Raw genomic sequence first — 15727 nt, 5'->3', positions numbered from 1 at the left:
ATGCCCTTCCAGCGCACTCTCATTGCCCAACAACCTCCGCTTACCGGCAACGATGTTGACCAGGTCCAGGCCTGGCTGGAGATCGTCTATCCACCCGGTGGTCCCACCGGATATGCACCGGAAATCGACGGCAACGGGGTACGGCTTTACGGCCATAGCACCGCGTTCAAGATCAAGGAGTTCAAGAAGTCACAGGGTATGCGAGAGGACGGGGTCTTCAATCTGTTGACCTATCAGGTCCTGGAGTACGTAGCGGTCCGCAGTCGCGATCCGAGGCTCAAGCTTCCGACTGCCAAGATCTACAACTCAACCGGCTCTATCGAATTCAGGAAACCCAATGGATCGGCTGGAGCGACCAGCCCCGCGGGCTGGTGGGTACGCCTGTTCCGCAACTCCATCGCCGGAGAGCTGCTTTGGCAGGGCCTGAGCGCGAACAACGGCGTGGTCCAGCCGAACTTTCCCGAGGAGAATAACGTCAACGACGTGAACGCCGTCCTGGCTCTTTGCGCCGGCGATCAGGCGCTCCTGCCGCTTTCCGGTCCGATCGCCATTCCCTGGGCAGACCCCTTGAATGTTCCACCGGTCCCGGCGTTCCCTCCGATCAGGGTGACCGAGTTTGCCGTGCAGGGACAATTCCTGTACCGCAATTCTCCGGTAAATGCGGATGATGTGGTTCTGTTCGAGCGCAGCGTCAGCGCAAGCGGAGAATTCCTGGAAAGCCGCGTGAACGCGGCCATCGTTACAATCGCTGGCGCGAGCTATGCGATCAACTTTGTGCCAAGCGCAGCGCCTCCCTTGCAGCAAGTGCCAGATGTGGTCGTGAAGGCCTACCGCAACGATGGCGCGGGCAATCCGCAGCTCGTCGGTAGCACGGTCGTTTACAACGCTCGGCCGGTGGAAACGTCGGTTGACATCAGCTGTCCTCCGAACGGAGTGATCAAGGCGCCTGATCTCACGGGCGAGCCATTCGAGGAATGGGCGGCGCGCCTGGTGGCAATCACCGGACTATCGGACCTCGTCGCGTTTTCGGCTGGCCTGTTCGAGGGCTCGGAGCGTAACCGCACCGCCGCCATCCGGCACCTCGCGTCGAATATCGTGATCGATCGAGCCGCAAATCCACCGCCGTCCGATACGGACATGCTCCCGCAATATGATGGGGAAAACGACCGAAAGATCAGGGAAGCCAGCATCGTCGTCGAGCGCGTCCTACGCGCCATTCATCTGGAGGCACTTGCCCGGGCGGATTTAACCAGCATTCCGGGCTACGAGGTCGCGCTGCCGTTCGACGCCAACAAGAAGCTCCCGCTAATCCTCGACGGCACCGTTGCCGTCGGCGCGCCAACGCCGCTACCGGCGAAGATGTTCTATGCACTCCTGCCGGCCACGAGTCTGTCGATGTCGACGCGGCCAGTACTGAACATGCTTCGCCTCTCCGGCGGAGAAGAGCAGCGAAGATTGATCGAGAACGCCAAGCTGGATGGCCTGATCAGCCGACTCATCCCGACGTCAGCCGATACTGAAGAGACCGACGATGCGCTCATCGCGCTGGCCGAGCTGCGCTCTCAGTTGAGAGCCGCCCCGGAGTGGAAGATCGACGTTGCCGCCATCACCGTTGTTGCCGAAAGAGACGCGCTCGCCAACTGGCTTTCGGCTGAAGTGCAGACGGCGGAAGCCTGGACTATTCAGCTCGCCCGCTACCCCGACAGCAAGGAGCTCGAATGGCGCGCACTCACCTATGGGATCAGCGCTACCTTCGGCGGCGGCGTTGTGATGCTCGCCAACAGCCTCAAGACGGTCAATGGAAACGCTTTTACTGACATCAGGGAGCTGAGCACCGTCGACGATCCCGCGCTGCGTGCGGTGATCCTGCCGTTTGCCATCGTCGGGTCGACGACCTGGCCCACGCTCGTTCGCGATGTCGACCCGAAAGTCGCCGCGGGCAAATTCGTCGAATGGACCCGCACCTTCGTTCCGTATGTCCGGACGGCCGTCTCGCAAATCGAGGACCTCGCGGCAGCCTGCCTCGATATCGAGGACGTCATAACATCTTTACGCGCATTGACTACCGTTGTTACGCCACGTCCGGTCCGGACTCGGAAGGACCTGCGAGACTGCAACAGGGCGGTGCTCAGCACGACCATCTTGTCGGTCGCGCAGAACCTTAATGCCTATTTGAGCTGGCCTATCAAGGTTCGACGCGGAACGCCGCAAGATAGCGCCGATGCGCTGCTCGCCCGGCTGCGCCCAGAGGACGAGAAACAAGCGCTGCGCCTGTTTCTCGACCTCCATCCGTATTTCATGTTCGATATTTCCAAGGCCGACCTGACCGGCCTCATCGGCCCCAGCGGCGCACCAAACGGCTTTCTGCAAGATCTCTGCAACGAGCCTGGCGCCACGCAGCCGATCGCCACGGCCTGCGGCAAGAATCTTCAGACACTCAGGTATCTCTGGGAGCTGACCAAGCGCGACCACCTGCTGCCGCTCCTTCGCACCAAGGCCGTGGAATGGTTTGTCACTAAGAGCAAGACGGACCAGGTTGCTATCGTTGATGTCCAGACCGCCACGGACATCGCTGCAGTCGCCGAACCGCTGAAATCCGTGCTTCAACGCGCGCGCGAGAAGGCCGGCGCATCACCCATCAACAACGTCTTGCAACCCTCACCATTCATCCCCGTGAATGGCAAGGATCAGCTCGTCGACTGCGAATGCGAGGAATGGTCTTCGCCGACCGGCGCGGCCGCATACCTTGTCGACTTGGTGAAATTTGTCGACAAGTTGGCGCAGGCGAGCGAATTCGAAAATCGCCGGCCGGATGTCCGGGGGCTGGCTATCACGAGGAACAACAGTGGCCCGCTCGTGCCGGAGATCGATCTTGGAATCGAATTGCTCGAGGACCTGGCCGCTCCCAGACCGCTCGCGACGCACAATACCACCGCGCCGGACGAAGCGGTCTTGCGGCTCTCCCCGGAGCATTCCACGCCGCACGATGACGCTGTCTGCTACGATCGCCTGAAGCAGGCGAAGTCACCGATTCCACTGCCGTACGATCAGCAGCTGGACATCGTGCGCACCTATCTGGGGACTTTCGGCACGACGCGCCACCGGGCCATGCTGGCCGCGCGCAAGGACATCGCCCACCACACCGCGGCCTCGGAGCTCCGGGAGCCGGAGAACGAGCCCCTCGCTTGGGAGCGGCTCGGGCTCTCTCCCGAGGAAGCCGCCATCTTCGCGACCGATCCGACGGATTCCCTGGATGAATATTTCGGCTTTCCGGAGCCGAGTCCCGATGCGACCGTCATCGGGCATCTGAGCCATCTTCCAGGTTTCCTCGAGAGGACGGCGCTCGACCTCGCCGAAGCGCGCGAGCTTTTGGAGAATCTGCCGGCATGGCTGCCGATCACGACGACTCCACCGCCGGCGCAGTGGGGTTGCGACCTGCCGGCCGTGGCCCTCCAGGGGCTCGATGCGGATGTCCTGCATCGCCTCCATCGCTATCTGCGTCTCCGCCGCTGCCTGGAGAGGTATTTTGCCGACAGGCCTTCGCTGGCCGAAGCGTTTGTGAGACTCCGGGACGTGACCGAGGCCCTGGCTCTCTACCTGCCCGACGGCGGCAGCTGGAAACTCAACGAAACGTTCCTCTGGGAGCTGGCGACGCTGATGAAGCTCGCCTGCACCCCGCCTATCTGCTGGTTCTGGTGGAAAGACGGGTTGCAATTTGCCGGCAGCTCGGCGGGCAACCAGGAAGCCGTACTCGCCGGCTTGATTGATCTCCAGCACAACCCCGGTGACAATCTCGTCGCGACGACGAGCTTAGACAACTGGACCACTGTCCAGAAGCTCTGCGCCATCGATCTCACCGGTCAGACCACCGATGCCAATCGAGATCCGATACGCCGCGCGGCGCGGCTGGTCGAAATCGCCAACAAGATATCGTTGAATCCCCAGCTGAGCGTGCCGCAATTGCACTACCTGTTCTGGGAGCAAGGGTTCGTTGCTGGTCCGCCTCCGGCCGACCAGTGCCGGCGCGCCAATCCGGAGGCTGCGTTCAATGCGTTGAGCGAGGAGTTCGGAGGTGTCGTTGCGGCGGGGCTCGATACACCGCACGAAGCGACCCCGGCCGACGACTCGCGGGATGCACTCCAAACCTTACTGACCGTCATGGGTTTCAACGAGGGCGGTGCGACCACGCCCGTGTCCGACATCCTGAAGAAGCTGGATCTCCTGGTGAAGGCGATCGAGCGCAACGAGGATGTGCGCTACAAATTGAATTACGCGGCGGCCTCGAATATTAAATTTCCCGAGGACAGGCCGTTTCGATACGACCATGCCAAGCAAGAGCTTGGGCTAAAGCGCGCCGCCTCCGAAGAGGAAATTATCTGGGCCTTCCGATTTGTCTCTGGCCTAACGCTGGTCAATGGCGACGCGCATGCGAACGACACCGCCAAGGCGGAGCTACGTGTCAAGCTGTCCGCACTTTGCCAACAGCCGATCGCCGATCTGCTCCTCCTGCGGCCGATCTACCCGAATCAGCGCGAGCTACGATTGAGGCTCGTCGATAACACTGACCCGCGGAAAGAAGACGATGATCCGACGGGTCTGACGGCAAGGAAATTGGAAGCCGAGAAATGGCGTTATGTCTATGCCAAGCTGCGAACATTCTATGACGCCGTGATCGAACACTTCGCGAAGGGGCCTGCTACGCTGGGAGCGGGCTCGGCGACTGGTGTCGACCGCGAGGTCATCAAAACATTGCTGTTCGGGCAGCTCCAGCCCTTCGGCAATCCCTCGTCGGCTTCGGAAGTCCAACTGCCCAATCGCGTCTGGCGCGATTTGTTGCTGCCGCGTGGCACGGGCCTGGAGGCGAAATTCTACGAATTCAAGTATGATTTCTCGCTTTCAGATAACACGCTTCCGTCAGACGATCCCGACGAAGCCGATCTTCAGGGGACGCGCAGGGATGCCGATCTGTACTATACGGAGAAAGACAAGCATCTCGGCACGAACAAGGAGGATGGCTTGCCGCGGGGCTGGAAGCAAAACACCCCCTGGCCACTCCTTTTACCCAGTGATCATGTTTTTGTGTCCAGGGGCAATCCGAAGTCGTGGCGTGGCCGCTGGGCTGGCCGTCTTTTCCTCCCAAAGGCCTGGGCCGGGCAAAAGGTCTGGCTCGCCTTTAATCTTGAACCGCTGAACGACAATGGATTCAGGGTTTCTGTTCGTCCCGACAATTCTGCAAACTGGCAAGTCATCAATGACTGGAAGAAGGATCCGCCCCATAAACCTGTGACAGCGGCCCTCGCCACGAATGAGGCCGGCTTCTATGATATCGTCGTTCAATTCTACGACGTCTCCAAAGCAACCGACGCCTTTGATGCCAAGTTCGCCCTATGCGCAGCGGTGACACCGGCGGGTACGGTGGCCGCGCCGGCAAAAGACAAATTCGATCCCATTCCGGGTGCGCTGTTCTATTTCACGGACGCAGGCGTGGTCGTCGGCAAGACCGAGTTCGACAAGGGCTATCAGCGTGCGTGGAAGGCCGTCTACTATGCCCACGCCCTTCGCCTGATTGCGCCGGAAATCGACTATTTCAGTGACGATCGCACTCGGTTTCAGGGCATCTACCCGACCTACCCGGCCAGCGCCACTTTGCTCGGAACGCAACCATTCAACCTGAACGATCTCTACGAGTTGCCCGTCGACGACCGCAAGCGGGCTTTCCTCGATCAATGGGAGCATCTGCGCGACTACAACTCGTTGCGCGATCTTCCTGGCACGGCGCGGCCTGCGCGTTTTGCGCAGTTCAAGGCGGTCTTCGACCTTTCCGCACAGGCCGGAGACGCTGACCCTGCGGTCGCAGCACAGCCAATTTCCATTGCTCTTTTTGATTCCGCCGCGCAGACCGACCTCGTGAAGGAATGCTTGAGCTACTGGGATGGCTATTCCCTATCCAACGCAGTGCTTAAAAACGAGGTCTGGCTTCGCCGCATCCAGCCGTTTGTCCACCTGCTGCAGCATGCCAGCGTCTGGATGCAGGCCGGGAGCCGCTTTGCGGGTGATCTTGTCCGCCTGATGGTCGCCGATCCGCTTGTCCCCGCGGCTGGAAACGGCCTCAAGGCGCTCTTCCTCCAGGGACACCCCTCCGGCGACAGCCGGCATCTCGAACTGGTCAATGGCCTGCGCCTGCGCGGCCGTGCAGCATTGCTCGCCTTTCTCTCGGTAGCGCGCCGGGCCGATGGCCAATCGCACACCGGCGGATCGGTCAACGAGTGGTCCCGTATGCTGCTCATCGACCTGGAATGCTCGCCAGAGAACCGCCTTTCACGAATCCAGTCGGCGATCGTGTCCTGCCAGCGCTTCGTCCATGAGAAGCAAATGGAGGATCCTGCCGGGGCGGAAACGTGGCTCGAGGAATGGAGCGGAATCGCGACTTATGCTGCCTGGAGCGCGACGATCGACCAGTTGCTGTACCCGGAGAACTATGTCGACAAGCGGCAGGTATTTGCCAAGTCCGCGGCGTTCCGGTTGCTGGAAGCGCGCCTCCGGCGCGACCAGCTGAGCCTGCTGCGCCCGACGGATGACCATCCAAATCCTCGTAGCTTCGATTGGCTGGAGGAAGTTGAGAGAGAGTCCGGCGCACGCCTCAAGCAATCACTCGAAGGTTCGGCTTCCGCGCGCGATCCCCATGCCGGCTGGATCGCCCCGTTGGACGCTGCGTTTTCAGATGGCTGGCAGCCTGGCCCAATGGACATGAAAGCCACCGTCCTGCTTCAGGGCGCGGATGAGTTGAGCGATTTCCGTTTCCTGCTTTGGCCGGTGGCCGGGCAGAGCCAGTATTTCGAAGCGCCGAGCCAATCCGAAAGCTACAAGCCGCCAGGGGAGCACGGCGAGGTTACGCTGAGCCTGAAACCCGAGCGCGCGGTGCGGGTCGGCTGGAGCTACCAGATATGCAAGCCGGGGAAGCATGTCGCGGACGAATGGAGCGAGCCGTTCTGGACGGACGAGATCACGACCATTCCGGACGGAACAGCCGACGTAAAGCTTACCGCCTTTCAAACGGGCAACGCCCTCCGGGTTGCCCTCGACGGCAGGACGGGACTTGATATTCTCGTCCGAGATTCATTGCCGCATCTCCCACGCGGTCGGAGGGCCCTCACGCGACCGACTCCGACCGTTCACAGCAGCCTGTTCGGCTATGGCGGCCTCCTGAGCCTGCCGTCCCAATACGCCGGATCCGTTGACCCGTTGCCGGGATACGGCACCGTCTTGACCGTGACGGATTCGGTACCGATCTTCGGTCTCTCGGCGGATGAAAAGAGTCACCACGGCTCCTTCTTCATCGCGGCGCAGCTTGAGCGCCGGGGAAGCTTTGCCGAAGCACGCGAATGGCTCACTCGTGCCAAGGCTCTCACTTCGACGTTTCATTGGCCGGACATCACGGACCCAAAGGACAAGGCCGGCATTATCCGCCATCTGCAACTGTTGCTCGCGTGGGCGGAGAACAGCTTGGCCCGCAACACCGAAGAATCCGTCCGGCAGGCCGAAGGATACTACCGGGAGGCCGCTCGTCTACTCGGCACGCGCCCACGCAGGTCTCAATGCCGTACAATCGACAATGCCGGCACGATCGAAGCCCCATCCATCGAAAGGCCCAACCTCAACCGAGCGGTGCTCGGGCTCTGGGACATCCTCGATACGGGTCTTGCCAATGTTCATTTCCGGCGGAACGAATGGTCGCAAAATCGGCCGAGTCTGCGTTTCAGCGCCCATGCGTTCGACGTTCCGCACGAAGCAGGTGCAATCGCGCCGCAAGACTGGACCGGCTTCCGCGCGCATTATCGCTATGCCTATCTGCAGCAGAAGGCGCTCGAGTTCGCCAATCAGCTGACGGCCTTCAGCGGCGCGCTGCTCAGCGCCTTCGAGAAGGGAGACGCCGAGCACCTCGCGGCGCTGCGCGCCGCCCAGGAAACCCAGATCGGCTACGCCATGCTGGATATCAAACAACGCCAGTGGGCCGAGGCGGAAACGCAATGGCGGATTCTGAAGCAGAACCGGTTCAATACCGAGTTCCGGAAGCGTTATTATGAGGAGCTGATCAACGGCGGCTTGAACGGTGGCGAACAATCCCACCTCAATCTACTCATAGCGGCGGAAATCCTCACTCTGGTCGCTCAGGGGTTCGAGACCTCAGCGCAGTTCATGGCGATGGCCCCTACCCTTACGACCGGTGCGGCGGGATGGGCCAGCAGTCCGGTAGCGATCGCTAAAATCGCCGGCGGAGAAATGATCTCGTCGATGATGAACTTTGCCGCCAGGACCATGCACACCGTCGTTGGCAAACAGCAGAGTGAAGCGACTCGTGCCGTAACCAGCGGCGGCTATGATCGCCGCAGGCGTGAATGGGAATTTCAGCGCGACAGCGCCGCAATGGAGATCCGCTCCTTGGAGCGCCAAATTGACGCCGCCGGACAGCGGCTGGAAATCGCGAAACGCGAACTCAACATCCAGCACCGGCAGCTTGCCAACAGCCGGCGGAGCGCAGAGTTCCTGCGGACAAAATTCACCGCCGCCGATCTTTACGACTGGATGCAGCAGGAGCTCCTGATCCTGCATCACCAGATGTACACCTTGGCTCTTGGTCTGGCGAAACAGGCCGAACAGGCTTACCGCTTCGAGCGGCACTATACGCCGCGGCGCTTCGTTCATGACGACCAGCTTTGGTCCTCCTATCGTTTCGGACTGCTTGCGGGAGAACAGCTTGCCCTCGCCCTACGAGCTATGGACAAAACACACATGGACGAAAATGTCCGCGAGTATGAGTTGACCAAGGTCTTTTCCGCGCGTCTGCATGCCTCGGAGGCACTGGTTACGCTGCGCCTCACCGGCCAGTGCGAGATCGAAATCCCGGAATGGCATTTCGACCTTGATCATCCGGGACACTATCGACGCAGGATCAAGAACGTTGCCGTGACAATTCCATGCGCCACAGGCCCCTATCAATCAATCAACGCCACATTGACCCTGCTCCGGGATTCCGTGCGTCTGTCGCCAAGTCTGTTGCCCAATTATGAAGAAGACAAATCGTTGGATGGAGACGCCCGCTTCATACGGCGGTACGCCTCCCATCAATCAATCGTCACGACCTCCGGCCAGAATGACACAGGCCTGTTCGAAACCAACCTCCGAGACGAACGCTATCTTCCATTTGAAGGGGCCGGGGTCATTAGCCGATGGCGAATTGAGATCGATCCTGCGGCCAATCAGTTCGAGCCCGACTCGCTGACCGATATCGTCTTCCAACTACGCTATACGGCTGTCGATGGAGGCGTCGCACTCCGCCGTTGTGCGCAAACGTCAGCCTATGCGCACCTGCCGAGCCTCGACCGACCGGCGCGAAAATATCTCGATCTTCGCCAGGATTATCCATCCGAATGGCTGAATGCACAGGATGACCAAATACGTCGAATTGGACTCTATCTCTCCCGGGACATGTTCCCGTGGAGCCGGAGTCTGGCAAAACTCGAAGTTCCTGAAGTGGAAATCCTCATCCGGCCCGAGGCAGGTCAACCGACCCCCGAATACCTCACCGTCTCCATCAACGGCCAGAAGTCGCAACTTCTCCTCATCGATTGCGGCTTCGGCCACGCCTATCACAGCCGCGAGGATGTGCAACCTCACCTTGAGATTGCTTCTCACAAATCCACGTCGTTGGACCTCAGCATCACCGCTCCAACTGGGCAGAACGTCCCCCAATTGGAAATTGCGATCGTGTCAGTCGGTTACTTTTATACCTTGCCGAAGCAAGTCGCGAAACCGTGTGAACAGGCCGGTCCATCCTAAAAAGACACTGTTTATCGATCTCCCTAGAAAAACAGCGTGGCAGGGTGAGCCGGCAACGTGTGAGGCCGACCGTGTCTGAACCGCTGGCCCGGCTCAGATCCCTTGTCCAAGGTGGACCTCTCGGTATGATTGCCCGATCAACAGCCGGCATTCGGGCCCTGGCCGGAAGCCGCTCTTGCAGTCCGCCTCATTCAGGTTGGAGTCATCCCGGGCACCACGCGCCCCGCATGACGCTTGGCTTGCAACAAGTTTGCCTAGGCCGCGAAATTGAACCATAGTACAACTTTGAATTATAATTGCGACGTTCGGCATTTAGCCGCAGCTAGGGGAGAAACAAATGCGGCAACTCGATTCAATGATGCGACGCTACCTAGCTTTGAGGGTCTGCTTAGCAGTAGGCCTTTCCATTCTGTTTTTGCCGGTTGCCCACGCGGAGCAAAATCAGGTCAGTATTATCGATGGTGTCGAACAATTTCTCGCAAAGCAACCATACATTGTCCTAAGACTTCGGTGCTCGACCGAGAAAAATACTGATACGAAAGAGAATGCACCCAAGTCCCCGATCCGGAAGCAAACGTCCGACAACCCAGATTATTGGCCGATCTGCGGTTATCTCGGCAAAAGTCGGAATGACGATTCGACTTACTATTTCGGCCCGCGGTCACCGCAACGACAAGGCGCCGAAGCGGATTTTGACAAATACAACTCCGACTTGGCAAATGCCTTAGTTCGATGGCAGTCGGAGGCCCCACCATTGAGGGCCGTGCGCGCCGCCGATTATGTGCCGTACTCCGTACTGGTTGAGTTCAATTCTGCTCTCCGGCCCATCAACCCGCGCTCGCGTTTCGACGCCCCCCGCGAAATTCGACTGCATCCGGTTTTTGAGGCTCGAGCCTATATCGATGATCACTTCCTCAAACTGTCTTACGGAAGTGAACTGTTTAAAATCGACGATACAACCGTAACAATTCCAGGCGCCTGGTATGAAGTCGGTAGCGCGCCGGCGGCGACAAGCTTCGAAGAATACAACGATACGACCTGGGGCAAGCCGAATACGACGAAATGCGGTGACGGAACGCATTTCGCAATCTTGGCGCATGAACCCCACGCAGACCCCGCAGAAGAGGCCCTTCTCTTTACCCTGTTGAAGTACCTGCAGGACACATTCCCACGCCTGTTCAGTCAGTTGGTGGTGTTTCAGGAAGGTCAGTACGCTCCTGAAATCATCGCGAATAAGCTGACCAGCGCGCCACCCGTCCCTTCGCCGCAGTCGTCAGACCGCGTGGATGCATTGATTGGCGAATCTTACGCAGCGTGGAAGTCCACTGGCTACGAGCCGCTGAACAAAATCAGCATTGGTGACGGCACGACGGAGATCGTTGACGGGTTCAGCAAGTTCTTGCAAGTCAAGGGTACTCCGATAGATCTCAATGTCGCTAAGGAGACCTTAGCCACGCAGATTCGATTCTATCGAAGCGTCGACTCCGCAGGAAGCTTGATTCCCAGTCTCGCGCTCGTCAATTTGTTTGCAAACAAGGACAGCACAACTGGGACCGAACTCCGCCGACGGCTCGACCAACTGAAACCTCGCGACGCCAATTTTGCGAGCTTCTTGTTGAAGAAGGCATCGTTCCGCGGTGCGCTTGCCTACAAGTTATACGCCGAAGGGAAGGGCCCAGAACCCGGTTCAAACAGTGTCAAGATATTCGGAATCGAGAACGCGGGCTTGTACTTGGCCTCATGTTCGCTGAATGGAGCCTGCCTCGATTCAATTGCGGACCTAAGCGGGTTCTTGGGCTACGCCAGCGGCGATCAATGGATGAAAATTCAACCATATCGCGATTGGCTGATGGCAAACTATGTTCTTGAAGGCCTCAAGAACGTCCCGAGCTCCACCATACCAGTCGTGCTCGCGAGCGTCGGAACGCACCTTCCAATCGTCAGAGAACTACTCTGCCGCAAAGGCTTTACTGGCGTGATGCTCTCTTCAACGCCTGATGGAACAGACCAAGCGGCAGCACTGCTCCCAAAATTGCCGACAACCCCCTTCTCTCCACTCTTCCAGCAATATCAAAGCGTCCTATCGACAATCGCACCACCCGGCGGTGTAATTGGATCTCCAAACGGAGGAGATGTATCGGCTATCGCAAGGGCATTCACGCAGCTTCCACGCCGTCCCGACGCTACGCCAGATCGGAATCGGACCAAGCATTAAGCAGCCGCAATCTGGATTCGATCAGGAAGCCGGCGCAGATCTGGCTGGTTGCTCGAAGCGCAGCCGGCAAATCAGAATCGCAAATGCATTCCCGGCAGGACAAAAGATGTCGTTGATCATTCGTGAGAGGGATCGCATAGGTGACAAGTTCATCGTTGAGCTTGAGATCGACACGAAACGCTTCAAATCGACCAAAGCAGGAGCGCCGCTCACTATAGAGGATCCGTTTTCGCTCTCAGAAATGGTCGGTGGAGAAAGCCGACTTGAGTGGTACTTCGAGAAGTGGCTCCATTTGCCAATGCTCGATACCGTCAAGGCGGAGGAAGCCGTCCAAAGTATCCTGGACTACGGCGTCCGCCTATTTGAGCAACTCTTTTCAGATGAAAATATCCGCGACGCATACGTCCTTTTTCGAGAAAGGGCGACACGGCAAGCTGACGCCAAAGTCGAGATTATTGCAAACTCGCCAGAGTTTCGTGGCCTTCACTGGGAGGCCATGTTCGATCCGCGTCGTCAACGACCACTATCGCTCGACCTACCTTTAGTTCGAGTAGAGTTCGCATCGAATATCGAAGTTGCCGAATACGATGCCGCAGCTCCGGTTCGCGTACTCGTTGTAACTGCCCGCCCGCATGGCCAACAAGACGTTCCCTATCGGACCATCTCACGACCATTATTGGACGCTTTGGAAAGCGACGTCCCGGTTTCCGTCGAGTTGCTGCGACCAGGCACTTTTCGAGCGTTGGCTGAATGTTTGGAGCGACGCCGCGAAACTCCATATCACATCGTACACCTTGATCTCCACGGAATGCTTCTGAACTATGACGACGTAGAGAGAGTTGCGCAATCGGAGATGTCCGTGGAGCGCCACCTCATGCGCTATGGACGGCGTCAACCAGAAGAATTTGACGGACTCCGCGCGTTTCTGGTCTTCGAGCCAGATAGCGACGCAAATCCGAAGCGCATGGCTGACCCCGTTTCCGCACCCGAAATCGCCCAATTGCTTAAAAGATATCGAGTACCGTTTGTCATTTTGAATGCGTGTCAATCAGCGAAGCAAAAAGGAACCGGAGAGACAAGCTTGGGTGCGGAATTCACCCAAAATGGGGCGGTGGCGGCCGTTGCGATGGCATATTCTGTCACGGTGAGCGCCGCATCGAAGATGATGCCAGTTTTGTATCGCCACCTCTTCCAGGGCGCCTCATTCAGCGAGGCAACGCGGCGGATGCGCGTCCATATTCACAACGACAGAGAGCGCGACGCATACTATGGCAACAAGATCATGTTGGAGGACTGGATTCTTCCCGTGCTCTATCAACGACGGGACATCGTGCTAAAGGGCAGCGTATTAGATTTTTCGACGATACCGCGGCGAGCGCCCGAGCCGAGATCAAGGACGGGAGCGTTTATCGGGCGAGATATCGACATTCTCAACGTAGAACGGCGCCTGCTCCGACGGAATGCGTTAGCAATTCACGGATTCGGTGGCATTGGAAAAACAACTCTGCTGCGCTACTTGGGTTATTGGTGGCAGCGAACAAACTGGGTCTCCACGACCGTCTTCATGGCATTCGATGAACGTTCGTGGAAGCTTTTTCAAATTTTGAATGAGATCGCGAAAGCGATTCTCTCAGATCAGGAGATGCGACGCTTTCGTACCGAAGAGTCCATTGGCAAGCAGGGTATGCTGATGGCTAAAATCGGCTCTCGCAGAATAGACGATCCGAGTAGAAGATTGCTGCTAGTACTTGATAATCTAGAGACAACAACTGGAGATGCTCTAACGAAAGTCTCATTGAGCAACAAGGAATGCCGAGGCATTGGAGAGTTTCTTAGCAAACTGGTGGAATGCAACTGCCTCATACTCTTTGGATCCAGAGGACCGATAGATTGGCTGGCACGCGCGGGGTTTAACGAAGAGCCGTATCAATTACAGGGACTCGAACCAGAGGCAGCTTCCGAACTCGTCGGCAGGATATTGAAACGCGACGATATCACCGAGTGGGAGATTGCCGACCACTCGATGCAAGACCTTTTGAAGGTTCTCGGTGGGCATCCGCTTTCTCTCGAGGTCGTGATACCTGAGCTTCGCTCTCGGTCTCCGACGGAGATTCTCGATGCACTAGCGAAAGGTAATATCGCGGACCCCGACGCTGGAGAGCGCACGCGGAGCATTCCCACCTCCATCGACTACTCTTACGCCGTTCTCTCGCCAAGCGAAAAGGACCTGCTGGATTGCTTACTGCCATTTAGATCCGTCGCATACGAACCTCTTCTCTCTGAGTATAAGACATCGCTGATGCAGGAAACTGCTCTCCGAGGGCTTGCTTTCGCCGAATGGGGAGCCGTCATTCACCGAGCGAAGAGATTGGGATTACTGCAGCCGTGCGTGGATCGCTTGGTTGGGGAGTATCTTGACGTTCAGCCTCTATTTTCATCCTTTCTAGCTCTCAGGTTTCAAACCAAACAGCAACACGTCCGAGATGCGATAGATCGATCATTTCGCAAGTGCATGCGAGGCCTTGCAGACTTCGTAATCGCGAAGGCGGGTTCTTCTGATCCTAAAGAACGAAGCCGCGCTGAACACATAATTGGACTTGAGTTCGGAAATTTGAGAGAGGCGCTCAGAAGCGCGATTCTGTCTCAGGAGACTGTCCAACAATTTGTTCGTCCGATATCAAGATACTACGATGTGATAGGCGAGCATCGTGGCGGAGCGGACTTCGGAGTCGAGCTTTTGGACTCATTGGAGCGCTATCCCTATGAATCAAATATTTCGATCGAAATCGTCGCCATCATCGATGACATTGCTCAGCGAATGGTTCGACTGGGCCGCTTCGATGACGCCGAAGCACGGTACCTGAGCGCGCTTGGCCGCCTCAGTAAAGCTGATCTGCATCCAGAAGAAGAGCGACGGATCTCGGCGACTATTCTGTTCATGTTATCTGTCGTTACCGCCCAGAAACGGGAATTTGCTGTCTCTCGATCTTACGTTGAGAGCGCGCGCGAGATTAATGAAGAATTCGGCATTCTCCTCCACCTGGCAGATTGTCGCCATCAATTGGCAGTCATCCTGTACGAAATGCTGGACTTTTCGGCCGCCGAGGAGTCGTGCAAAAGCGCGATTGAGTTGTATCGTACGTTGGGATCGGACGACAAACGCGCGGTGTCCCACGGTCAGCTCGGCCACATCTATTTGGACATGGAGGCCTTAGAGAAGGCCGAAGAGGAGTACAGAGCGGCACTGGACATATTTGAAAGATATAGCGACTCAAGCCGGATGGCGATGGCCTATTACTCACTCGGCCGGATTGCTCTTGAAAGAGGCGGCAGCGCGGATTTGATAAAAGCAGAGGACTTATTTCGAAAGGCACTGGCGATAAAGGCGGAGGAGTCTGTCGAAGAAGGTACAGCCCTAAATCATCAACAACTAGGTGCCCTTGCAGAAAGACGCAAGGAGTATGAAGAAGCCGAGCGCAACTACATCAAAGCAATCGAGCTTTTTGGGAGGGCGGATGACTATCATAGCCAGTCCATGTCGATCAGGAGCTGCGTCAAGCTCGTCCGAGTAGCGCCCGAACGTCGAGAGAGTATCGCTCGAGGTGTTTCAAGAATATTGAAGACAGACGTGGAGTACATGTTTTGGCAATCGAAATGACGGCGAGCCAGCGCATT

The 15727-nt window shown here is 57.8% G+C and carries 3 protein-coding genes; all 3 read left to right on the top strand.

Features of this window, described 5'->3' with window-relative positions; translation table 11 throughout:
- Positions 1-9837, top strand: a complete 9837-nt coding sequence (locus tag AC0L3X_RS22835; protein ID WP_473316792.1) for a Tc toxin subunit A-related protein — start codon at positions 1-3, stop codon at positions 9835-9837.
- Positions 9838-10174: 337 nt separating this feature from the next.
- Positions 10175-12052: a hypothetical protein gene (locus AC0L3X_RS22830; protein ID WP_473316791.1), complete on the top strand. Its 1878-nt coding sequence runs from the start codon at positions 10175-10177 to the stop codon at positions 12050-12052.
- A gap of 106 nt (positions 12053-12158) precedes the next feature.
- Positions 12159-15710 carry a CHAT domain-containing protein gene (locus AC0L3X_RS22825; protein WP_473316790.1) on the top strand — a complete coding sequence of 1184 codons (3552 nt, stop codon included), beginning with the start codon at positions 12159-12161 and terminating at the stop codon, positions 15708-15710.
- Positions 15711-15727: the final 17 nt, after the last annotated feature.

This window comes from Bradyrhizobium sp. MI1.7 (genome assembly GCF_055811795.1).
This window is presented reverse-complemented; position numbering and strand designations above follow the sequence as displayed.